General features: G+C 72.2%; 23 protein-coding genes. 14 read left to right on the forward strand and 9 right to left on the reverse strand.

Going from position 1 to position 19,881, the window contains the following annotated elements; genetic code table 11:
• Positions 1–9: 9 nt before the first annotated feature.
• Positions 10–369, reverse strand: a complete 360-nt coding sequence (locus tag K7G60_RS25400; RefSeq protein WP_019888619.1) for an NADH-quinone oxidoreductase subunit A — start codon at positions 367–369, stop codon at positions 10–12.
• A 658-nt stretch (positions 370–1,027) separates the two neighbouring features.
• Between K7G60_RS25400 and K7G60_RS25405 the strand changes: the two genes are divergently transcribed.
• Positions 1,028–1,900 (forward strand): C40 family peptidase, encoded by an 873-nt coding sequence (locus tag K7G60_RS25405; RefSeq protein ID WP_225803261.1) that lies wholly within the window; start codon positions 1,028–1,030, stop codon positions 1,898–1,900.
• A gap of 74 nt (positions 1,901–1,974) precedes the next feature.
• Here the strand turns inward: K7G60_RS25405 and K7G60_RS25410 are convergent, their stop codons facing one another.
• Complete coding sequence (locus K7G60_RS25410; protein WP_225803262.1) at positions 1,975–2,844, reverse strand: NAD(P)-dependent oxidoreductase; 870 nt, start codon at positions 2,842–2,844, stop codon at positions 1,975–1,977.
• 103 nt (positions 2,845–2,947) lie between these two features.
• Here K7G60_RS25410 and K7G60_RS25415 point away from each other — a divergent pair, with 103 nt between their 5' ends.
• Entirely contained in the window at positions 2,948–3,922 is a 975-nt protein-coding gene (locus K7G60_RS25415; protein ID WP_225803263.1) for a GlxA family transcriptional regulator, read from the forward strand.
• Here K7G60_RS25415 and K7G60_RS25420 read toward each other — a convergent pair.
• Both K7G60_RS25420 and K7G60_RS25425 read right to left on the reverse strand, forming a co-directional pair.
• On the reverse strand, positions 3,888–5,174 hold the full coding sequence (locus K7G60_RS25420; RefSeq protein WP_225803264.1) for a geranylgeranyl reductase family protein: 1,287 nt from the start codon (positions 5,172–5,174) through the stop codon (positions 3,888–3,890). The two genes, K7G60_RS25415 and K7G60_RS25420, sit on opposite strands and share 35 nt — an antisense overlap.
• A gap of 294 nt (positions 5,175–5,468) precedes the next feature.
• Entirely contained in the window at positions 5,469–6,164 is a 696-nt protein-coding gene (locus K7G60_RS25425; protein ID WP_225803265.1) for a demethylmenaquinone methyltransferase, read from the reverse strand.
• A gap of 230 nt (positions 6,165–6,394) precedes the next feature.
• On the opposite strand from K7G60_RS25425, the gene K7G60_RS39480 reads away from it, so the two are divergent.
• From K7G60_RS39480 to K7G60_RS25435, 3 genes are all read left to right on the forward strand, one after another.
• Positions 6,395–6,562 carry a hypothetical protein gene (locus tag K7G60_RS39480; RefSeq protein WP_374115680.1) on the forward strand — a complete coding sequence of 56 codons (168 nt, stop codon included), beginning with the start codon at positions 6,395–6,397 and terminating at the stop codon, positions 6,560–6,562.
• Complete coding sequence (locus K7G60_RS39485) at positions 6,559–6,762, forward strand: sigma factor-like helix-turn-helix DNA-binding protein (RefSeq protein WP_374115681.1); 204 nt, start codon at positions 6,559–6,561, stop codon at positions 6,760–6,762. The genes K7G60_RS39480 and K7G60_RS39485 overlap by 4 nt, the downstream gene beginning before the upstream one ends.
• A 101-nt stretch (positions 6,763–6,863) precedes the next feature.
• A complete protein-coding gene (locus K7G60_RS25435; protein WP_225803266.1) occupies positions 6,864–7,247 on the forward strand; it encodes a hypothetical protein in 384 nt (127 codons plus the stop codon).
• Here the strand turns inward: K7G60_RS25435 and K7G60_RS25440 are convergent.
• The 3 genes from K7G60_RS25440 to K7G60_RS25450 all read right to left on the reverse strand — a co-directional run bounded on the left by K7G60_RS25440 (position 7,213) and on the right by K7G60_RS25450 (position 10,353).
• Positions 7,213–7,812 (reverse strand): hypothetical protein, encoded by a 600-nt coding sequence (locus K7G60_RS25440; RefSeq protein WP_225803267.1) that lies wholly within the window; start codon positions 7,810–7,812, stop codon positions 7,213–7,215. The genes K7G60_RS25435 and K7G60_RS25440 overlap by 35 nt on opposite strands.
• Before the next feature lie 7 nt (positions 7,813–7,819).
• Positions 7,820–9,019 (reverse strand): cyclic dehypoxanthinyl futalosine synthase, encoded by a 1,200-nt coding sequence (mqnC, locus tag K7G60_RS25445; RefSeq protein ID WP_225803268.1) that lies wholly within the window; start codon positions 9,017–9,019, stop codon positions 7,820–7,822.
• A 461-nt stretch (positions 9,020–9,480) separates the two neighbouring features.
• On the reverse strand, positions 9,481–10,353 hold the full coding sequence (locus K7G60_RS25450) for a menaquinone biosynthetic enzyme MqnA/MqnD family protein (RefSeq protein WP_225803269.1): 873 nt from the start codon (positions 10,351–10,353) through the stop codon (positions 9,481–9,483).
• A gap of 261 nt (positions 10,354–10,614) precedes the next feature.
• Between K7G60_RS25450 and K7G60_RS25455 the strand changes: the two genes are divergently transcribed.
• Positions 10,615–10,818 (forward strand): cold-shock protein, encoded by a 204-nt coding sequence (locus K7G60_RS25455; RefSeq protein WP_015035453.1) that lies wholly within the window; start codon positions 10,615–10,617, stop codon positions 10,816–10,818.
• A gap of 90 nt (positions 10,819–10,908) precedes the next feature.
• Here K7G60_RS25455 and K7G60_RS25460 read toward each other — a convergent pair whose 3' ends face one another.
• Complete coding sequence (locus K7G60_RS25460; protein ID WP_225803270.1) at positions 10,909–11,745, reverse strand: M23 family metallopeptidase; 837 nt, start codon at positions 11,743–11,745, stop codon at positions 10,909–10,911.
• A gap of 130 nt (positions 11,746–11,875) precedes the next feature.
• Between K7G60_RS25460 and K7G60_RS25465 the strand changes: the two genes are divergently transcribed.
• The 7 genes from K7G60_RS25465 (at position 11,876) to K7G60_RS25495 (ending at position 18,684) form a co-directional block, all read left to right on the forward strand.
• The gene (locus K7G60_RS25465) at positions 11,876–12,313 is read left to right on the forward strand and encodes a DUF1992 domain-containing protein (RefSeq protein WP_225803271.1); all 438 of its coding nucleotides are present in this window, start codon (positions 11,876–11,878) and stop codon (positions 12,311–12,313) included.
• Positions 12,310–12,816 (forward strand): DUF664 domain-containing protein, encoded by a 507-nt coding sequence (locus K7G60_RS25470; RefSeq protein ID WP_225803272.1) that lies wholly within the window; start codon positions 12,310–12,312, stop codon positions 12,814–12,816. The genes K7G60_RS25465 and K7G60_RS25470 overlap by 4 nt, the downstream gene beginning before the upstream one ends.
• Positions 12,817–12,919: 103 nt before the next feature.
• The gene (locus K7G60_RS25475) at positions 12,920–15,163 is read left to right on the forward strand and encodes a VCBS repeat-containing protein (RefSeq protein ID WP_225803273.1); all 2,244 of its coding nucleotides are present in this window, start codon (positions 12,920–12,922) and stop codon (positions 15,161–15,163) included.
• A gap of 126 nt (positions 15,164–15,289) precedes the next feature.
• Positions 15,290–17,605, forward strand: a complete 2,316-nt coding sequence (locus K7G60_RS25480) for an FG-GAP-like repeat-containing protein (RefSeq protein ID WP_225803274.1) — start codon at positions 15,290–15,292, stop codon at positions 17,603–17,605.
• Positions 17,606–17,630: 25 nt separating this feature from the next.
• Positions 17,631–17,807 carry a Scr1 family TA system antitoxin-like transcriptional regulator gene (locus tag K7G60_RS25485; protein WP_225803284.1) on the forward strand — a complete coding sequence of 59 codons (177 nt, stop codon included), beginning with the start codon at positions 17,631–17,633 and terminating at the stop codon, positions 17,805–17,807.
• Complete coding sequence (locus K7G60_RS25490; protein ID WP_225803275.1) at positions 17,804–18,049, forward strand: DUF397 domain-containing protein; 246 nt, start codon at positions 17,804–17,806, stop codon at positions 18,047–18,049. The genes K7G60_RS25485 and K7G60_RS25490 overlap by 4 nt, the downstream gene beginning before the upstream one ends.
• 5 nt (positions 18,050–18,054) lie before the next feature.
• Positions 18,055–18,684, forward strand: a complete 630-nt coding sequence (locus K7G60_RS25495; RefSeq protein ID WP_225803285.1) for an HAD family phosphatase — start codon at positions 18,055–18,057, stop codon at positions 18,682–18,684.
• Here K7G60_RS25495 and K7G60_RS25500 read toward each other — a convergent pair.
• Complete coding sequence (locus K7G60_RS25500) at positions 18,666–19,079, reverse strand: hypothetical protein (protein ID WP_225803276.1); 414 nt, start codon at positions 19,077–19,079, stop codon at positions 18,666–18,668. The two genes, K7G60_RS25495 and K7G60_RS25500, sit on opposite strands and share 19 nt — an antisense overlap.
• 159 nt (positions 19,080–19,238) lie before the next feature.
• Here K7G60_RS25500 and K7G60_RS25505 point away from each other — a divergent pair, with 159 nt between their 5' ends.
• Positions 19,239–19,796, forward strand: coding sequence for a nitroreductase family protein (locus tag K7G60_RS25505; RefSeq protein ID WP_225803277.1), 558 nt, complete (start codon positions 19,239–19,241; stop codon positions 19,794–19,796).
• The last annotated feature ends 85 nt before the right edge of the window (positions 19,797–19,881 follow it).

Below are 19,881 nucleotides of genomic sequence, written 5' to 3' on the forward strand. Positions count from 1 at the left end.
CTCAGCCCCTCAGTCCCATTCCAGGCCGCCGCGCCGCCACACGTACGCGTAGGCGACGAAGACGGTGAGCACGAAGAGCAGCATCTCCACGAGCCCGAAAAGCCCCAGGGCGTCGAAGGTGACGGCCCAGGGGTAGAGGAAGACGATCTCGATGTCGAAGACGATGAAGAGCATCGCCGTCAGGTAGTACTTGATCGGGAAGCGACCGCCCCCGGCGGGAGTGGGCGTCGGTTCGATGCCGCACTCGTACGCCTCAAGCTTTGCCCTGTTGTACCGCTTTGGCCCGATAAGCGTGGCCATGACCACGGAGAAGATCGCAAACCCCGCACCCAGGGCACCGAGCACGAGGACGGGCGCGTACGCATTCACGCTCCTCGCTCCTTCCAGTCGTCCTTGACCGTTGGACCGCACCACCGGGCCCTGGAAGATCGCCCCCATGTGAGGCAGTTCACAAGCCCGGCTGCCCCGCATCTTATGCCCGCCCCTCTGTGATCTGCGACACGGGGTGCGGCAAGGACTTTGTGATCTCCACCACCAGGCGAAGGATCATGAAGTCGGATGAGCGGTGATCTTGTTGCGCGAAGCGCCCAGGTGATCACCAGATGTGACATCCGGACCGGAAATCGCTGCTCGGAAGGGGTGTCGCACTATCAAGTGATGGCCAGTGCAGGCAAATTGGCGATGGACGCATCCGGGTGATAAAGGAACCGGCCGTCGCCCGGTCGGGGGGTCCGGCGTACGGAGGTGGACGCGTGCGCGTTTTCACGAGCGGGATGTGACCTGCGTCACGTCACAGGAGCTCCAAAAGAAGAGGGCTTGGCCATCGGCGTCAAGAGGTGGTAAGCGTCGGGCAATTCGGGCTTTTCAATGAAAACCCGTGATCAAGGGCCGGATGAGCCGTGCCCGATTTGCCCGTTACGGCGTCAATAAGGTTGCGACGGAAGCGGATTCACGGGTTCCAAACGTAACTGTGGCGCAACCCACGTTTCTTGAAGGGAACCGTGAAGCCCTGATAGCGGTTGTTCCCATGTCCCACACCGCTCACATACCCAGCCACCGGAAGCCCCGCCGCAGCGCCTCGAAGCTCGCGCTCCGCGCCGGAGTTGCCGGTGGCGTCCTCGGCACCATCGCGGTGGCCGGTGCTGCCGGGCCGGCGAATGCCGAGCCGGTGACCGAGACCATCGAAATGCCCACCCTGGGCTCGCTCGGCGAAGGCGCCGGTCTCGCCAGCGCCGTCGCCGCCTCCGCCGAGGCCTCCCAGCAGGAGGCCCTCGACCAGAGCCTCCAGTCCCAGGAGAACGCGGCGCTGCAGAAGGCCTCCAAGGAGGCCAAGAAGGCCAAGGCCGAGGCCGAGCGCAAGGCCGCGGCCGAGCGCGCCGAGGAGGCCCGCCTCAAGGCCGAGCAGGAGCGCGAGGAGGCCGCCGAGCGCGCGTCCCGCGACGCCGCGCGCAGCCGGCTCTCCACCCAGAGCTCGTCGAACGACGGCGGCTCGTCGGACAGCGGCTCCACCACTTCCGAGAGCGACAGCCAGACGCAGGCCCCCTCCGGCTCCGCCGCCGCGATCGTGGCCTTCGCCAAGGCCCAGGTCGGCGACGCGTACGTCTCCGGCGGCACCGGCCCCAACTCCTGGGACTGCTCCGGCCTCGTCCAGGCCGCCTACCGCGCGGCCGGCATCGACCTGCCCCGCATCTCGTACCAGCAGTCGAGCATGGGCACCTCCGTCTCCCTGAGCAACCTGCAGCCGGGCGACATCCTGTACTGGGGCAGCCGCAGCGGCTCGTACCACGTCGCCATCTACGTCGGCGGCGGCCAGTACGTGGGCGCGCAGAACCCGTCCAGCGGCGTGGTCCAGCACTCCCTGGACTGGGACACCCCCTCGGGCGCCGTCCGGATCCTCTGATCCCGCCCCGTTCACGCCGAAGGGCCGTCACTCCTCGGGGGAGCGACGGCCCTTCGGCGTGCCGGACGCGGGGGTCACTTCCGGAACGACTCGATGATCCGGGCGTAGCTGTCCCCGCCGTGGCCCGCCGCCACCGCCTCCCGCATCAGCTCCAGGTGCAGCCGCGGCAGCCTTCCGTCGACCCCGCGCTCCTCCCCCGCGTGCAGCAGATGCCCGATGCTCGCGACCTGGACGTCGATGGTGGCGTCGTCGCCCGGGTACTCCCCCGCGTCGATCTGGTCCGCGTACGTGGTGAGGAACCAGGAGACCGTGCGTAGCCAGCGCACCGACACCGCCGTGAACTCCTTGGCCGGCACCCCGTCCGCCCCTGCCAGCGCGGTGGCGTGCAGCCAGCCGCCGAAGACCGACCACATCAGGCCGAGCAGCCCGGCGTCGTAGAGCGAGGCGAGGCCCGCGTCCGCACCCAGGTCGACCGGGTCCCCGAGGACCTCCAGGGTCGCCCGGTGCTCGGCGAGCAGGCCCGGACCGCCTGAGTAGAGGATCATGCTGGAGCTGTCGCCGACCCCGGGCGGGGTGGTCATGATGCCGCCGTCGAGGTAGCCGGCGCCGTGCCCGGCGGCCCACTCGGCCTCCGCGCGGGCCTGCTCGGGCGAGCCGGAGGTGAGGTTGACCAGGACGCGGCCGCGCAGCGCCCCGGCCACGGGGGCGAGGAGGGCGCGGGCCGCCGGGTAGTCGAGGACGCAGACCACGACGAGCCCGCTCGCCCCGACCGCCTCGGCGACGGTGGTGGCGTGGACGGCTCCCCGCGCGACGAGCGGGGCGGCCTTGTCGGGGGTCCGGTTGAAGACGGTGGTGGGGTGGCCGGCGTCGAGGAAGGCGCCCGCGAGGGCGGCGCCCATCTGCCCGAGGCCGATGACGGTCACTGGAGTGCGCTTCGTGCTCATGGCTCCACGCTCGCAGCGCCGGGACCGCGCCGACAGCGGCGGAACCGACGTGCTGCGCACGGTTCCTGCCACGGTGTCGGCCGCCTGCCGTACGGTCGTGGTCATGAGCGCTGGAGCGGTCGCCGTCGTCCTCGTCCCCGACGAACGGGGCGGACTCTCGCCGTGGGACCTGTACGAGCTGTCCACGGTCTCCATGGTCTTCGGGGTGCCGTACACCGACCTGACCGACCCCTGGTACGACCTGCGGGTCTGCGGTCCCGCCCCGCACGCCACGCACGGCCTCGACGGGCTCGTCGGCGCGGGCACGGTCATCGTGCCGTCGGTGCCGGACGCGGTGGCCGAGGGCCGCCTGGAGCTCCCCTCCGACCTCGTCGCGGCGCTGCGGGAGGCCGCCGCCTCGGGGGCCCGCATGGTCTCGATGTGCACCGGCGCCTTCGCGCTCGCGGCGGCCGGCGTGCTGGACGGCCACCGGGCCGTCGTCCACCGGAACTACGCGCCCGCACTGGCCGCCCTGCACCCGCGGGTCACCGTCGACGCCTCGGTGCTCTACACCGACGAGGGACACGTGCTCACCGGGGCGGGCGCCGCCGCCGGACTGGACCTGTGCCTGCATCTCGTGCGCAGGGACCTGGGCGCCGGGGTGGCGGGCGAGCTGGCCCGGCGGCTGGTCGTCCCGGCGCACCGCCCGGGCGGGCAGCCGCAGTTCGTCGAGGCGCCGGTGCCGCCGAGCGACGAGGACAGCCTGGGACCGGTGCTCCACTGGGCCCTCGAGCACCTGCGCGAGCCCCTGTCGGTGGACGACCTGGCCCGTCGGGCCCGGATGAGCCCGCGCACCTTCCACCGCAGGGTGCGCGAGGCCCACGGCACCACCCCGCTGCAGTGGCTGCTCGAGCAGCGGGTGGCGCGGGCACAGACGCTCCTCGAGTCGACGGACCTGCCCGTGGAGCGGATCGGCGAGGAGAGCGGGCTCGGCTCGGCCGCCAACCTCCGCCGCCACTTCACCCGCGCGGTCGGGCTCTCCCCGACCGCGTACCGGGAGGGGTTCAGGCCTTCGGGGCCACCTTCGAGAGGCCGTTGATGATGCGGTCCATGGCGTCGCCGCCCGTCGGGTCGGTGAGGTTCGCCAGCATCTTGAGGGTGAACTTCATCAGCAGCGGGTGGGTCAGACCGCGCTGGGTCGCGAGCTTCATGATCTTCGGGTTGCCGATGAGCTTCACGAACGCGCGGCCCAGCGTGTAGTAGCCGCCGTAGGTGTCCTTGAGGACCTGGGGGTAGTTCCGCAGGGCCAGCTCGCGCTGCGCGGGCGTCGCGCGCGCGTGCGCCTGGACGATGACGTCGGCCGCGATCTGGCCCGACTCCATGGCGTACGCGATGCCCTCGCCGTTGAACGGGTTGACCAGGCCGCCCGCGTCGCCGACCAGCAGCAGGCCCTTGGTGTAGTGCGGCTGGCGGTTGAAGGCCATCGGCAGGGCCGCGCCGCGGATCGGCTGCGTCATGTTCTCCGGGGTGTAGCCCCACTCCTCCGGCATGGAGGCGCACCAGGCCTTGAGGACCTCGCGCCAGTCCAGCTCCCGGAACGCCTTCGAGGAGTTGAGGATGCCGAGGCCGACGTTGGACGTGCCGTCGCCCATCGGGAAGATCCAGCCGTAGCCCGGCAGGAGGCGGTCCTGCGGGCCGCGCCGGTCCCACAGCTCCAGCCAGGACTCCAGGTAGTCGTCGTCGTGGCGGGGGCTGGTGAAGTACGTCCGGACCGCCACGCCCATCGGCCGGTCCTCGCGCCGGTGCAGGCCCATGGCGAGCGAGAGCCGGGTGGAGTTGCCGTCGGCGGCGACGACGAGCGGGGCGTGGAAGGTGACCTCGCGCTTCTCCTCGCCCAGCTTCGCGTGGACACCGGTGATCCGGCCCGTACGGTCGTCGATGATCGGCGCGCCGACGTTGCAGCGCTCGTACAGCCGGGCGCCGGCCTTCTGCGCCTGGCGGGCGAGCTGCTCGTCGAAGTCGTCGCGCTTGCGGACGAGTCCGTAGTCCGGGTACGAGGCGAGCTCCGGCCAGTCGAGCTCCAGGCGGACGCCGCCGCCGATGATCCGCAGGCCCCTGTTCCGCAGCCAGCCGGCCTCTTCGGAGATGTCGATGCCCATGGCGACGAGCTGCTTGGTGGCGCGCGGAGTGAGGCCGTCGCCGCAGACCTTCTCGCGGGGGAACGCGGTCTTCTCCAGGAGCAGGACGTCGAGTCCGGCCTTGGCCAGGTAGTACGCGGTGGTGGAGCCGGCCGGGCCCGCCCCGACGACGATCACGTCTGCGGTGTGCTCGGAGAGGGGCTGCTCGGTCACGGCGGAACTCCCGAAAGGTCGGCGAAGAGGTCGTAGGGAAGTCTAGGGCGGGCGGCGCGGGCCGGACCGGAGGGGCGGTCCCGGCTCTTCGGGGTCCGCGCCGCCGAGGGCCGGTGGTCCGCGCCGAGGCCGCCGGGGGGCCGCGGACGGCGGCTCCGGGAGCCCGTGGTCCCGATCGTCCGGCGGCCGGGACCGCGCCGCGCCGGCACGGGTGCTCGGCCTGCCTGCTCGGCCCCGTACTCGGTCTCCGCGCCCGGCCCCGTACTCGGTCAGCTCGCCCCGGGCTCGGGGCGGCTACTGCGCCTTGAAGCCGCGGTGCAGGGCGACGATGCCGCCGGACAGGTTCCGCCAGGCGACCTTCGACCAGCCGGCCTTCTGGAGGAGGCCCGCGAGGGTGGGCTGGTCCGGCCAGGACTGGATGGACTCGGCGAGGTACACGTACGCGTCGGGGTTGGACGAGACCGCGCGGGCCACCGGCGGCAGCGCCCGCATCAGGTACTCCTCGTACACCGTGCGGAACGGCGCCCAGGTGGGGTGCGAGAACTCGCAGATGACGACCCGGCCGCCGGGCTTCGTCACCCGGTACAGCTCGCGGAGCGCCTGCTCGGTGTCCTGGATGTTCCGCAGCCCGAAGGAGATGGTGACCGCGTCGAAGACGTCGTCGCGGAAGGGCAGCTTCGTGCCGTCGCCGGCCGTGAACGGCATCCACGGGTGGTTCTTCTTGCCGACCCGGAGCATCCCGAGGGAGAAGTCGCACGGCACGACGTACGCCCCCGCGCGGGCGAACGGCTGCGAGGAGGTGGCCGTGCCGGCCGCGAGGTCGAGGATCCTCTGCGCGGGGCGCGCGTCCACCGCCTTGGCGACCTCCTTGCGCCAGCGCCGGTCCTGGCCGAGCGAGAGCACGTCGTTGGTCAGGTCGTAGTTGGCCGCCACGTCGTCGAACATCGAGGCGACTTCGTGCGGCTGCTTGTCCAGGGATGCTCGGGTCACTGGCGTTCGGCCTCGCAAGATCGGGTGCGGACGGATCCACCCATTCTGGCAGGCGGGTCCCGGCCGCCCGGAGCGGGCCCGCCGGGCGGCCCGTGCGGCTGATGCGGCACGGGCGGCACGGGCGGCACGGGCGGCACGGGCGGCACGATTTCCCGGAACTCCTTTCAATCTTTCCGGGCCGGGCGTGCTCAAGGACGGTCGAGCACGACTGCGCGGCGAGAAGGGGTGCGATGGCGATGGAGTTGCGGACGGAGACGGAGACGGACGTCGGGGCGGGCCTCGGGTTCGAGGAGTTCGCCCGGGCCGCCCAGACGCGGCTGTACCGGACGGCGTACCTGCTCTGCGGCGACGCCGAGCCCGCCCGGCACCGGCCCCCGACCACGCCGACCTGCGGGTGACCCTGCTCGGCGCGCTCGCCGAACTCCCGCCCCGGGCACGGGCGATGGTCGTGCTGCGCTACTGGGAGGACCAGAGCGTGGCCTCCGTGGCGGCCCTGCTGCGGTGCAGCGAGGCCACCGTCAAGAGCCAGTGCTCCCGTTCGCTCGCCCGACTCCGCGTACGCCTGGCCGATGCCGGGCTCTCGATCACGGAAAGCTGAGGCCACGGTGGGGAACAACGACGACACCGCCCTGCTGCGCGACGCCATGGGCCGGACGACGGACGGTCTGCCGCCGCTGCCCCGACCTCGTACCGCTCGCGGTGCGCGAGGGGCGCAGGCGCCGGGCCCGCTCCCGGCTCGCGGTCGGTACGGCCGCCCTCGCCGTGGTCACGGCGGGTGCCCTCGGCCTCACGTTGCTGCCGGGGACCGATTCCGGTGTCCCGATGCCCGCCGCCTGGACCGTCCGCGAGACGCGGCTGACGGGGGCCGACTGGATCCGCCGCGAGAGCTACCAGAAGGACGTGGCCCAGGTGCTGAAGCAGCAGCTGCCGCCGAAGGTCACCCGCGTCCGGCCGGTGGGCGACGGCGGCGACCGGGTGAGCGAGTACCTGATCGAGGCGGGCGACCCGCCCCCGGCGGGCCCTGACGGACCTACCGCCGTCGCGGCCTTCAGCGGGCCCGGTAGACCAGCCGGCCGTCGATGACCGTCGCCACGCAGGTCGACGCGCCCCGGCGGACCAGGGTGGCCGGGTCGGGGACGTCGAAGACGGCGAAGCGGGCCGGTCCGCCGGGGGCGGGGCGCGGCAGCAGGATCAACGGCACCGGGGAGAGGGACGGGGGGCCCGGGAGGGTGTCGGGACGGCGGCCGGTCGCGAGGCCGGCGCGGCGGACCGCGTCGGCGGCGGCACGGGTGCGGAGTTCGCCCGCCACCGCGACCGTGCCGTGGGCCAGCATCCGCTGGACGCCCCGGCGGGCGCTGGCGCCGAGGCGGGCCGGGTCGGCGCGGAAGAGCTCCGCCGCCCGCTCCCCCGTGATCGGCTCGGTGCCGAACTCGTCGGCCTCGCGCGGATCCGGGTGGTAGGTCCGCTCCAGGAGCTCGGGGGCGTACGGGTTGAGCAGGCCGGGCAGCAGGATGCCCGGCCAGCGGCGGAGGCGCGCGTCCTGGTGCGCCTCCGCCAGTTCCTCGTACGGGCCGACGGCGGCGATCCGGGGACCGTCGACGAGGACGGCCAGCTCCGGGGAGGCTTCGGCGGCGTGGAGGGTCGGCACCGGCGGATCAGTTGGCGTCGAGGAGCTTCAGCTCCGGGTGCGCCGTGCCGCCCTCGATGGCCACGGACGAGATGTGCGAGGCGACGCGGTCGTCGACCGGGTCGTTCGCCGGGTCGTCGTGGACGACGAGGTGCTCGTACGTCGTGGCGCGCTGCGCCGGGACGCGGCCCGCCTTGCGGATCAGGTCGATGATCTCCAGGCGGTTCGAGCGGTGCTTGGCACCGGCCGAGGAGACGACGTTCTCCTCCAGCATGATCGAGCCGAGGTCGTCGGCGCCGTAGTGCAGGGACAGCTGGCCGACCTCCTTGCCGGTGGTCAGCCAGGAGCCCTGGATGTGGGCGACGTTGTCGAGGAAGAGCCGCGCGATGGCGATCATGCGCAGGTACTCGAAGAGCGTGGCCTGCGTGCGGCCCTTGAGGTGGTTGTTCTCGGGCTGGTACGTGTACGGGATGAAGGCCCGGAAGCCGCCCGTCCGGTCCTGCACGTCACGGATCATGCGCAGGTGCTCGATCCGCTCGGCGTTGGTCTCGCCGGTGCCCATCAGCATGGTGGAGGTGGACTCGACGCCCAGCTTGTGGGCGATCTCCATGATCTCCAGCCAGCGCTCGCCGCTCTCCTTGAGCGGGGCGATGGCCTTGCGCGGCCGCTCGGGGAGCAGCTCGGCGCCGGCGCCCGCGAAGGAGTCGAGACCGGCGGCGTGGATGCGGGTGATCGCCTCCTCGACGGAGACCCCGGAGATGCGGGCCATGTGCTCGACCTCGGAGGCGCCGAGGGAGTGGATGACCAGCTGCGGGAAGTCCTTCTTGATGGCGGCGAAGTGCTTCTCGTAGTACTCGACGCCGTAGTCCGGGTGGTGGCCGCCCTGGAACATGATCTGCGTGCCGCCGAGCTCCACGGTCTCCGCGCAGCGGCGCAGGATGTCGTCGAGGTCCCGGGTCCAGCCCTTCGCTGTGTCCTTCGGGGCGGCGTAGAACGCGCAGAACTTGCACGCCGTCACGCAGACGTTCGTGTAGTTGATGTTCCGCTCGATGATGTACGTCGCGATGTGCTCGGTCCCCGCGTACCGGCGGCGGCGCACCGCGTCGGCGGCGGCGCCCAGCGCGTGCAGCGGCGCCGAGCGGTAGAGGTCGAGCGCCTCCTCGGGGGTGATCCGGCCACCCGCGGCGGCGCGGTCGAGAACGGACTGGAGTTCGGCCTTCTCGGTCACCGGGTGCGTCCCTTTCGGAGGGGTTGTGAAAGACCGAACCAGCCTACGCCAGCGCTCCTCGCGACTTCCGCAGGGTGCGGGGTCGGCGCAGCGGGCGTACGGGGAGGGTGATCCGCGGGCGGTCGACGGGGAGACCTGCGGGCGGTCGACGGGTGGTCCGCAGACGATCCGCGGGTGATCCTCGGACGATCCGCGGGTGAGAGAACGGCGAGTGGAGAGCGGGGGTCCGGCGAATATCCGGTGAATTCCGGGTGCCTCGCGGGCGCGTCTCATTACCGGCGGTCCGGAGAAGCCGTCCGGGGATCCGGGTGTGTCGCGGGCGTGCCGCATTACCGGCGGTCCGGTGACGGCGGTCCGGAGAGAGCGGCCGTATTCCCGGTTCCGCCCGGAAAGGCGCGGCCGGCGCGCCGGGCGGTGCACCGGTATTTCTCTCCCGCCCCTTATCCGTGCGGCTCCGCCGCTTATCGCGCCGGGGGCGGCAGGAGTTCCACCGCGACGTCCGCCGGGAAGCCGGTCGTGGGGCCGGTGCGGCGGGCGAACTCCCGTACGCCCGCGAGCTGCTCGGGGCCGAAACGGAAGTCGAGCGTGCGGAAGTACCGCTCCAGGAGTTCGGCGTCGAAGGTCTCCCAGCGGGCGGCCTGCTCGGCGACCTTGGCGACCTCTTCGAGGGAGAGGTCGCGCGAGGCCAGGAACGCCTGGTGCACCTCGCGGACGGTCTCCGGCTCGCGCGCCAGGAAGTCCTTGCGCGCCGCCCACACGGCGAAGACGAACGGCAGGCCCGTCCACTCCTTCCACATGAGCCCCAGGTCGTGGACCTGGAGGCCGAGCCGGGGCGCGTCGTGCAGGGAGGCCCGGAGCGCGGCGTCGCCGATGAGGACGGCCGCCTCCGCCTCCTGCATCATCAGGCCGAGGTCCGGCGGGCAGGTGTAGTAGTCGGGCTCGACCCCGTACTGCTCGGCCAGGAGCAGCTGGGCGAGGCGCACGGAGGTGCGGGAGGTGGAGCCGAGGGCCACGCGCGCGCGGTCGAGCTCCTCCAGGGGCCGCTGGGAGACGATCACGCAGGACATGACGGGCCCGTCGCAGCCGACGGCGATGTCCGGGAGCGCCACCAGGTCGCCCGCGTTGCGGAGGTACTCGACGAGGGTGATGGGCCCGATGTCGAGATCGCCCCGGACGAGCCGCTCGCTGAGCTTCTCCGGCGTGTCCTTGGTGAGCTCGAGATCGAGGAGCGTTCCGGTCCTGGCGAGGCCCCAGTAGAGAGGAAGGCAGTTCAGGAACTGGATGTGCCCGACGCGGGGCCGGCTGCGCTGCTGGTCGTCGGTTGCTTTGTCCACATCGCGAGGCTAGACCCGTCTCGCGGTGTGGGCATCGGCGGGGCACGCGCGTCAGCACACGGAACGGAATCAAACATGCGGGTGACGTGATCTTTCCCTCTACCGCCGAGAGCGTCCTGCGTGCTACGCTCGACGCAAGTTGCAGTTTGGTTTCCCTTGCAGTACAGAGCCTGCGGAGCATGTGACCCGCAGGCTTTTGTAGTTTTCAGACTTGTTTGCAGGTTCTGGAGCAGGGCGACCCTTTGGCCCATAGGAGGGCTCATGGCTACCGGAACCGTGAAGTGGTTCAACGCTGAAAAGGGCTTCGGCTTCATCGCCCAGGACGGCGGCGGCCCGGATGTCTTCGTCCACTACTCCGCGATCAACGCGAACGGCTTCCGCTCGCTCGAGGAGAACCAGCTCGTGACCTTCGACGTCACGCAGGGCCCGAAGGGCCCGCAGGCGGAGAACGTCTCCCCGGCCTAAGTTGCCCGGGTCGGCGAACGCGCACGACTAGAGCAGTACCCAAGGAGCCCCGCTCCGTGCCTCACGGCACGAGCGGGGCTCCTGCCCTTTTCAGCAGCTGGGGATCACGGTCCCGTTGTTGTCCCGGGCCTCGTCGTTGCCCCAGCGGGACAGGTAGTAGGCGGACACGTACGCCCCGTAGCCGTTCTTCCCGGCGTAGACGGTGTCGAGGTCGGTCCGCAGCCACCAGTGGTTGTAGTTCCCTGAGCCGTCACGGACCTCGGCGCCCCAGACCTTGCAGTACACGTAGTTCGTGCCCGCGTTCAGGACGCCCTGCGGGTCGTTCGTGTTCGCCTGGGCGTAGCCGGTGGCGTTGGCGAAGGTGTCGACCCAGTACGTGCCGCCTCCCCCGCCCGAGCAGCCGTTGTCGCTGGTCAGGGACTTGGATCCGTAGGAGGAGGGGTAGGGGGCGAGGGAGACGCCGTTGATCACGATGGTCTGGCCGACGCCGTTGTAGAGCTGCTCGTAGTGGATGTGGGCGCCGGAGCTGTTGCCCGTGCTGCCGGTGGTGCCGATCTGCCGGCCCTGGGAGACCTGGGCGCCGTCGGCGACGGAGTAGGCGCTGAGGTGGAAGTAGTACGTCTTCCAGCCGCCGCCGTGGTCGATCACGATGTAGTTCCCGGCGCCGGTCGGCTGGGAGTAGCGGCGGGCGGTGCCGGACGCCGAGGCGAGGACCGGGGTGCCGGCGGTGGTGCCGCCGTCCGAGCGGACGAAGTCGAGCGCCTGGCGGACCTCGGCCGAGTGGTGGCTGTAGGTCCAGGTCTGTCCGCAGGGGAAGGGCGCCTTGAAGAGCGGCGCGGCCTGGGCGGGGCCGGCGGTGACGAGCGCGGTGAGCAGGCCCGCGACGAGCGCGAGGAGGGTGCCGAGGGGGGTGATCCGTGCACGCATGCGTCCTCCGGTGAGGGGATGGGACATGGGTCGACGCGCGTTGAACGGACCACAGAGTGCCGGAGGATCGCGGTTCGCAGTAGTCCGCGAGAACCACACCCGTACCGCGGTGGTTACGTAGTCTGGACACATGACCGAACGCAAGCCGCCGGGTGTCAGCTTCGAGTCCTTCGTCGACAAGCAGATCCGGGAGGCGGCGGAGCGCGGCGAGTTCCGGGGCCTGGCCGGCTTCGGCAAGCCCCTCCCCGACGACTCGGCCCCGTACGACGAGCTGTGGTGGATCAAGGGGAAGATGCACCGCGAGGGCGCGTCGGTCCTGCCGCCCTCCCTGGCCCTGCGCAAGGCTGCCGAGGACGCGGAGGCGGCGGTCGCCGCGGCCGTCTCAGAGCGCCAGGTGCGCCGCATCCTCGGGGAGATCAACACCAGGATCGCCGAAGCCCTCGCCCGCCCGCCGGCCGGTCCCCCGCTGAACCTGAGGCCCTTCGACGTGGAGGCCGCGGTGGAGCGGTGGAAGGCGGAGCGTCCTCAGCTCGATGTGCAGGTCCCCGACCCCGAGGAGCCCCCATGAACAGTGCCGGTCTGCTGGTCGACGCGTTCGGCCGGATCCGTGAGGTCGTCCACGAGGCCGTGGAGGGGCTGACGGACGAGGAGCTCGCCGTGCGGATCGATCCCGACGCCAATTCGATCGCCTGGCTCGTCTGGCACCTCACCCGCGTCCAGGACGACCACCTCGCGGACGCCTTCGACACGGACCAGCTGTGGACCTCGGACGGCTGGGCGGACCGCTTCGGGCTGCCCTTCCCCGAGCGCGCCACCGGCTACGGGATGACGAGGGCTCAGGTCGGCGAGGTCCGCGCCCCGGCGGAGCTGCTGATCGGCTACCACGACGCCGTGCACGCCCGTACGGAGGATCTGATCCGCACGGTCACCAACGCGGACCTGGACCGGATCGTCGACACCTCCTGGGACCCGCCGGTCACCCTCGGCGTCCGCCTGGTGTCGGTCATCGCGGACGACCTCCAGCACGCGGGGCAGGCGGCGTACGTGCGGGGTGTGGTGGAGCGGCGGTGACGTCGGACGACGGCGGCTGATAGCCTCCGGCCGATCTTGACGAGAGGCGACGCTCCGGGTGGGGGGAACCACCGGCCGCCTCAGCTCCAGGGGGAGGCCTTCCATGGACCGCCGCGTCCGCATACCCGTTTCCCGCCGTCGCCGCCGTCTCGGCGCGGCGGCCCTCGTCGCACTCGCCGTCACGGCCGGTGGGCTCGGCACGCCCGCCGTCGCCGCGCCGCCCACGGGCGTCACCGCGGGTACGGCCGCCACCACCACCGCCGCGTACCCGCGTCAGGCGGGGCTGTGGAGCCTGGGGCGTACCGGCTTCCTGACCTGGCCGGCGGAGGGATCCGAACCGGCGCGCTGGACCCGGCTCTCGGACGGCGCCGTGACGGCCTTCCCCGCCGGTCACCTCGTCTTCGGCTCCCGTGACTCCGACGTCGTGGTCGACGAGGCGGGCAGCACGGTCACGCTCAGGGACATGGCGGCGGGCACGGAGCTGTTCCAGGTCGACCTCGGGCAGTACGGCACGGACAGCCAGGTGGCGGGCGCCGTGCGCTCGACCCTCTTCGTCTCCGCCGCCAACGGCGCCGGCGGCAGGAGCTTGCGCCTGTACACCCCGGCCGCCGGCGGCGGCCTGCCGTCGTCCCGGTCGGTGACCGGGCTGCCCGCGGACGCCACCGGGCTGTGGGCCGCGAGCGTCGCCGGTGACAGCGCCCTGGTCACCTACCGGACCGGCTCGGGCAGCCGCTGGGCGCTCGTCGACCTCACGACCGGTGCCGTGACCGCCCACCGCGCGGCCCCCGACCTCGGGGACGCCGCCGTGTCCGCCACGTACGTCGCCTGGACGGAGCAGCCCGTCGGCGGCGGCGCCACCGTGGTGGCCCTGAACCGCGCCACCGGCGCGGTCCAGCGGATCCCCCTCGCCGCGCAGGACCGGGTGTCCCTCGGTCTGGTGGGGAACTGGGTCACGTACGGCCAGAGGGACGGGCTGCGGGCCTACGAGCCCAGCCCGCTCCTCGCGCTCACCGCCCGCGACCTGGGCACCGGCGCGACCCGCAAGCTCCTCGACCACGTCGTCTCGGACGTCGACGGGCCCGGCGGCACGAACGGCGTCCACGGCGGTACGGCCGCCCTGGGCCAGGGCCTGTACCGGATCGCCCCGGGGACCGGCGGTACTCCGGTCGCCACGCTCCTCGCGGCCAGCGGCGAGCCGACGAAGGTCGACCTGCTCGGGCACAGCATTCCGTCGACGATCGACCTGAGCCGCAACCGGAGCTTCGACCTGAAGTGGCGGCTCTCGCGCATCAACGTCGAGATGACCCTCACCCTGCGCAACACCCGCACCGGCGACACCAAGGTCGAGCAGATCCACCCCCTCGCGGAGCAGGCGGCGGACTTCACGTACGCCCACTACCTCTGGCAGGGCGACGTCGGCTGGCCGGGCGACCCGAGCCGGTCGACGGGCGCTCCGGCCGGCCCGTACACCTGGCGGATCGACGCCAAGCCGCTCAACGGCATCGGACCGACGCTGACGAAGACCGGGTCCTTCACGGTGGTCCGGAGCAGGCCGCAGCCGCACGACTTCGACGGCGACGGCTCCCCCGACCTGCTCATGCGGGACACGGCGGGCCGGCTGCTGCTCGCGGACACCTTCCGCAGCAGGGACTCGGGCAGCGGCTACGAGGTCTTCCAGGAGCACCACTTCAGGGTCGTCGGGCAGGGCTTCGGGATCTACGACAAGATCGAGGCCACCGGGGACCTCGGCGGCTCGGGCGTCGGCGACTTCGTCGCCCGCGACAAGGCCGGAGTGCTCTGGCTCCACAAGGGGCGCGGCGACCACACCTTCAGCGCGCGCATCCGGATCGGCGGCGGCTGGGGCACGTACGCCCGGCTCACCGGGGGCGGCGACCTGACCGGGGACGGCCGCGCCGACCTCGTCGCCGCCGACACGGCCGGGGTGCTGTGGCTGTACCGGGGCACCGGCCGGGACACCGCGCCCTTCGCCGCCCGGAAGCGGATCGGGGGCGGCTGGGGCGTGTACGACCAGCTCACCGCCGTCGGGAACCTCGCCGGCGGCCCGGCGGGCGACCTCCTCGCCCGGGACCGCTCCGGCGTCCTGTGGCTGTACCTCGGCAAGGGCGACGGCACCTTCGCTCCCCGGACCCGGATCGGCGGCGGCTGGGGCGGCCTCGGCCGGCTGGTCGGGATCGGCGACGCCGACCGGGACGGCCGCCCCGACCTGTACGCCGAGGGCTCCCTCTACCGGTCGACGGGCGCATGGACGGCGCCGCTCCGCCCGCGCGAGGAGACGTCGCCGGTCCACTTCTGGACCACCCCCGTGACGTACAACCACTTCGCCTGAGTCTCCTGACACCACGCCCCCGTAAGGAAGTCGGCTCCTTCCGTACAACCACCCCCACCGATCACGAGTCTGATCCAGCGGCGCACACGCGTTCGCGTGCGCCGTTGGATCGCATGGGGGGATCTCTTGAGCTCAGCGCGCACCGGCCGGCACCGTCTCACCGCCGCCGTCACCACCGTCCTCGCCGTCACCCTCGGCGCGGGGCTCCTCGCCGCCCCGGCGACGGCGGCGCCCGCCGTCGCCGTCGCGAAGGCGGCGGCCGCCCAGGCCGCGACGCCGATCGCCGACCCGGGGGGCGTGCTCCTCGGCGCCGGCCGGGGCGGCTTCCTGAACCGGGTCGTCGTCGGCGAGCGGCACGAGCTGCGCTGGACGGCGTACGCGGACGGCACCACGACCACGCTGCCCGCTACGGAGTCGACGCGCGCCGAGGTCTTCTCCACGGAGACCTCGGACATCCTGATGACGTCCGAGGAGGGCCGGTACAACGGCCGTTCCCAGCACATCACGCTGCGGAACCTGACGACGGGCGCCGCCCCCGTCGACGTCGACTTCACCAAGCTGGGCGCCGACCACCGCTTCGCGGGTCTCGTCGGCTCCACGCTCCTCGCCACGGGGACCGACGCGAACGGCGCCAGGGAGCTGCTGCTCCTCGACGCGACGGGTGACACGCAGTCCGCCCGGAAGGTGACCGGCCTGCCCGAGGGCGCGATCATCCACTCCGTCGAGGCCTCCCACTCCGGGACCGCGCTCGTCAGCTTCGTCACGACCTCCGAGACCGTCGTCGACCGGCACCGGGCCACGGTCGACGTGGCCACCGCCGAGGCGGGGCCCGCGTACCAGGTCCTCGACGGCCGTTCCGAGGGCAGCACCTCCGGTCTCTCCGCCACGCACGCCGCCTGGCCGGAGACCTACGAGGGGAACGTGACCCTCGTGATCGCCGACCGGGGCTCCGAGACGGTGCGGCGCGTCCCCGTGGGCCGCGAGTTCGACGGCGGAACCCACGTCGGCGTGGTGGGCACCTGGGTCACGTACGGCACCCCGACCGCGCTCGACCAGGACATGGACGCGCCGCCGACCGGGGTGATCCAGGCGTTCACCGCCCGGTCCGCGACCTCCGGCGAGACGGTCGAGCTCCTCGACCACATGGTCACGGCCGTCCCCGCTCCCGACGGGACGCTGCTGGTGCGCGGCGGCCTCGTCGGGAAGGGCGAGGGCCTCTACCGGATCGCCGCCGGCGAGGACGGCAGGCCGACCGCCGAGCTCGTCGCCTCCGACGGACGGCCGACCGAGCTGACGTACCTCGGGATCGTTGCTTACCCGCTCAACCTCGACGGCGACCCGGCCAAGACGCACCTGAAGTGGCGGATGTCCCGGGTCAACGCCGACGTGTACCTCAAGCTGACCCACCGCAGGTCCGGCGAGACCTTCTCGATCAAGATGCACCTCTACCGCGAGTCCGCCGGCGCCTACACCTACGGCGACCAGACCTTCGGCCTGTCCTGGGCGGAGATCGCCGAGAAGTCGAAGCTGGGCAGGAACGCCTCCTACGGCACCTACGACTGGTCGTTCCGTGCCGTCCCGCAGAACGGCATCGGTCCCGACCTGGTGGCCTCCGGCGAATTCCACCCCAATCACACCGGCGACGCCCACGACCTCGACGACGACCGCGCCCCCGACCTGCTCGCCCGGGACGCCGACGGCCTCCTGTGGCGGATCGACACCGCCTACGACGCGGCAAAGAAGACCCTGATCGCCGCCGAGGCGCGCCGGCAGGCCGGGTACAGCTGGCACGTCTACGACCGGATCGAGTCCGTCGGCAACCTGGGCGGCGTCGCGGGCGACTTCGTCGGCCGCGACAGGAGCGGCGTGCTCTGGCTGCACAAGGGTGCCGGTCCCTCGTTCAACGTGGCGTTCGAACCCCGGGACAGGGTCGGCGGCGGCTGGAACACGTACACCGAGCTGACCGGCGGCAGCGACCTCAACGGCGACGGGAAGCCCGACCTCGTCGCCGTCGACAAGGCCGGCGACCTCTACCTGTACCCGTCGAGCGCCACCCGCTCCAGCCTGTACAACCCGCGCAAGAAGACCGGCCACGGCTGGGGCGTCTACGACCGGATCACCGCCACCGGCGACATCGGCGGCGGCCCGGCCGGCGACCTCGTCGCCCGCGACCGGGCCGGGAAGCTGTGGCTGTACCTCGGCAAGGGCGACGGCACCTTCGCCGCCCGGACGCCGATCGGCGGCGGCTGGGGCCCGTACACCGACCTCGTCGGCATCGGCGACGGCAACGGCGACGGCAGGCCCGACCTGTACGCCCGCGGCACGGGCAACACCTCGTACTTCTACGCCGGCACGGGCGACTGGAAGTACCCCTTCAAGGCCCGCACGGCCAGTCCGGTCCTCGGCGACGACGAGAACAACGGCTACAACCAGGTCTTCTGACCTGTCGTCACCGACGGGACCGCAGCTGACCCCCGAGGGGCGGCGTGAAGTCGCATACACCGAGATCTACGGGCACGCCCGGCTGATCACCGACCCGGAGGAGGTCCGCCAGTACTCCGAGCGCTATGGGATCCTGCGCTCACAGGCGCTCACCAAGCAGGAGTCCCTGGATTGGATCGAGGAACGGCTGGGAGAACGATGAAGACCGCTGATCTGGCCTGGTTCAAGAGCAGTTACAGCGATGCCTCGGGCGGCAACTGCCTCGAAGTCGCCTATGACTGGCGCAAGTCCAGCCACAGCACGAACGAGGACTCCTGCTGCGTCGGAGTAGCCGCCCACCCCACCCTGATCCACATCCGCGACTCCAAGGACCCCCACGGCCCCCAGCTCGCCGTCTCCCCCGCCTCCTGGGCCGCGTTCCTGGACGTAGCATCCCGGGCGTGACCTCCATGAAGTTCGTTCTCTTCGACGTCGACGGCACCCTCATGGACGCCGTCGAGAACCAGCGGCGCGTCTGGCACGAGTGGGCCGCGCGGTACGGGCTCGACGGGGGCGAGGTGTACGCCACGGCGCTGCGGACGCGGCCCGTGGAGACCTTCGCCGCCGTCGTGCCCGGCGTCGACCCGGACGAGTGCCTCGCCCTCCTGCACGCGCTGGAGGACGAGGACGTCCGTACGGGGACGTACGCGGCCTTCGAGGGGGCGGCCGAGCTGCTCGCCGGGCTCCCCGCCGACCGGTGGGCGCTCGTGACGTCGAACTACGAGCACCGGGTGCGGGGGCGGTTCGAGCGGACCGGGCTGTCGCTCCCCGGGCTCGTCGTCGACGCGGCCTCCGTCGCCGAGGGGAAGCCGTCGCCCGTCCCGTACCTCACCGCCGCCGAGAAGCTGGGCGCCGAACCGGCGGAGTGCCTGGTGATCGAGGACGCGCCGTCAGGGGTCCGGTCGGGGCTGGACGCCGGGATGACCGTCTGGACGGTCAACACCCCGGCGCCGCACCCGGACGCCCACCGCCACTTCCCGACGCTCGCGGAGGCGGCGCCGCACATCGTGGCGGCCGTGGGTCAGACGATCGCGGTGTAGACGTTCCAGCCATGGCCGATCTGATTGCGGGTCGGGCCCGGGATGTCGACGCAGCTGCCGTCCGGGGACCGGCGGCCGGCGTAGAACCAGAGGAGGCCGGGGTGACGGGCCCGTAGGCCGGCGTGTCGAAGTCGGGGAGCTCCCACGTCGGGTTCGGCACGAACAGCCGCCCCGTTGACGGGGCCGGCGTGGCCCGCCGGGAGCGTGACCGTGACCCGCGTCGTCACCGCCCCTTCCTCACCGGAGGGAACGACCAGCGGGCCGCCCTCCTGAACGACCGTCCCGGTCTCGGCGGTCGCCCCGGCGACCGCGGCCGGTGCGGCGACAGCCGTCGCCCCTCCCAGTGCCGCGGGGGCCACGCCGACGGCCAGAGCCGTCGCGATCGCCAGAGCCATACGCGTACGCGTACGCGTCACGAATCCCCCAGGAACTCTTCCGATTCACTTGATTCGTTCGCGTCTTCGACCTTCAACGACGCCGAGCGGTTGTACGGGATGGGGAGGGGCGCGCCCGGCACTGGAATACGTCTGTTCGACCACCGGTTGGACCGGGACATGCGACGTGATCCGGAGCCGTCCGACGGCATCCACCCCCTGCTCGCGGGGCGGTTCAGCCCGTACCGGTTCGACGCGTCGGCCGTCGTCGACGACCACGCCCTGCGCCTGTTGCTCGAAGCCGCGCGGTGGGCGCCGTCCGCCGGGAACTCCCAGCCGTGGGGCTTCTTCGCGAGCCGGCCCGGGGAGCCGGACCACGAGCGGGTGGTCCGTCACCTCGCGCCCAGCTCGGCCCGGTGGGCGACGGACGCGGGGCTGCTCGTCGTCACGCTGACGCGACGCCATGTGGGCGGCACGGAGCTGCTCTACTCGGAGTTCGCAGACTACGACCTCGGCCAGGCCATCGCCCACATGACCCTCCAGGCCGAGGCGCTGGGCCTGGCCTCGCACCAGTTCCGGGCCTTCGACATGGAGGGCCTCACGAAGGAGCTGAGTCCGAACCCGGGATGGTCGATCGTCTCCATGATCGCGCTGGGGAAGTCGGCCGGGGAGCCTCCGGAGGGCCGCGACCGGCGCAGCGTCGCGGACCTGCTGGCCGCACCCTGGGCCCTCTCGTGAGGTGCGGCGTCGAGTCCTCGTCCGCTGCCGAACGACCGCCCCGGCAAGACCGGTTCTCCACCTGGCAAAGGATCGGCCGACTGAC

This window comes from Streptomyces sp. NK15101 (genome assembly GCF_020400725.1).
Lineage (GTDB): Bacteria > Actinomycetota > Actinomycetes > Streptomycetales > Streptomycetaceae > Streptomyces.

Excerpts from the sequence above, each read along its gene's own strand:
- K7G60_RS39480 (WP_374115680.1), top strand. The coding sequence starts at position 6,395 with ATGGCGATGGAGTTGCGGACGGAGACGGAGACGGACGTCGGGGCGGGC.
- K7G60_RS25405 (WP_225803261.1), top strand. The coding sequence starts at position 1,028 with ATGTCCCACACCGCTCACATACCCAGCCACCGGAAGCCCCGCCGCAGC.
- K7G60_RS25465 (WP_225803271.1), top strand. The coding sequence starts at position 11,876 with ATGACCGAACGCAAGCCGCCGGGTGTCAGCTTCGAGTCCTTCGTCGAC.
- K7G60_RS25460 (WP_225803270.1), bottom strand. The coding sequence starts at position 11,745 with ATGCGTGCACGGATCACCCCCCTCGGCACCCTCCTCGCGCTCGTCGCG.
- K7G60_RS25455 (WP_015035453.1), top strand. The coding sequence starts at position 10,615 with ATGGCTACCGGAACCGTGAAGTGGTTCAACGCTGAAAAGGGCTTCGGC.
- K7G60_RS25500 (WP_225803276.1), bottom strand. The coding sequence starts at position 19,079 with ATGGCTCTGGCGATCGCGACGGCTCTGGCCGTCGGCGTGGCCCCCGCG.
- K7G60_RS25495 (WP_225803285.1), top strand. The coding sequence starts at position 18,055 with ATGAAGTTCGTTCTCTTCGACGTCGACGGCACCCTCATGGACGCCGTC.
- K7G60_RS25490 (WP_225803275.1), top strand. The coding sequence starts at position 17,804 with ATGAAGACCGCTGATCTGGCCTGGTTCAAGAGCAGTTACAGCGATGCC.
- K7G60_RS25415 (WP_225803263.1), top strand. The coding sequence starts at position 2,948 with ATGAGCGCTGGAGCGGTCGCCGTCGTCCTCGTCCCCGACGAACGGGGC.
- K7G60_RS25410 (WP_225803262.1), bottom strand. The coding sequence starts at position 2,844 with ATGAGCACGAAGCGCACTCCAGTGACCGTCATCGGCCTCGGGCAGATG.
- K7G60_RS25505 (WP_225803277.1), top strand. The coding sequence starts at position 19,239 with ATGCGACGTGATCCGGAGCCGTCCGACGGCATCCACCCCCTGCTCGCG.
- K7G60_RS25475 (WP_225803273.1), top strand. The coding sequence starts at position 12,920 with ATGGACCGCCGCGTCCGCATACCCGTTTCCCGCCGTCGCCGCCGTCTC.
- K7G60_RS25470 (WP_225803272.1), top strand. The coding sequence starts at position 12,310 with ATGAACAGTGCCGGTCTGCTGGTCGACGCGTTCGGCCGGATCCGTGAG.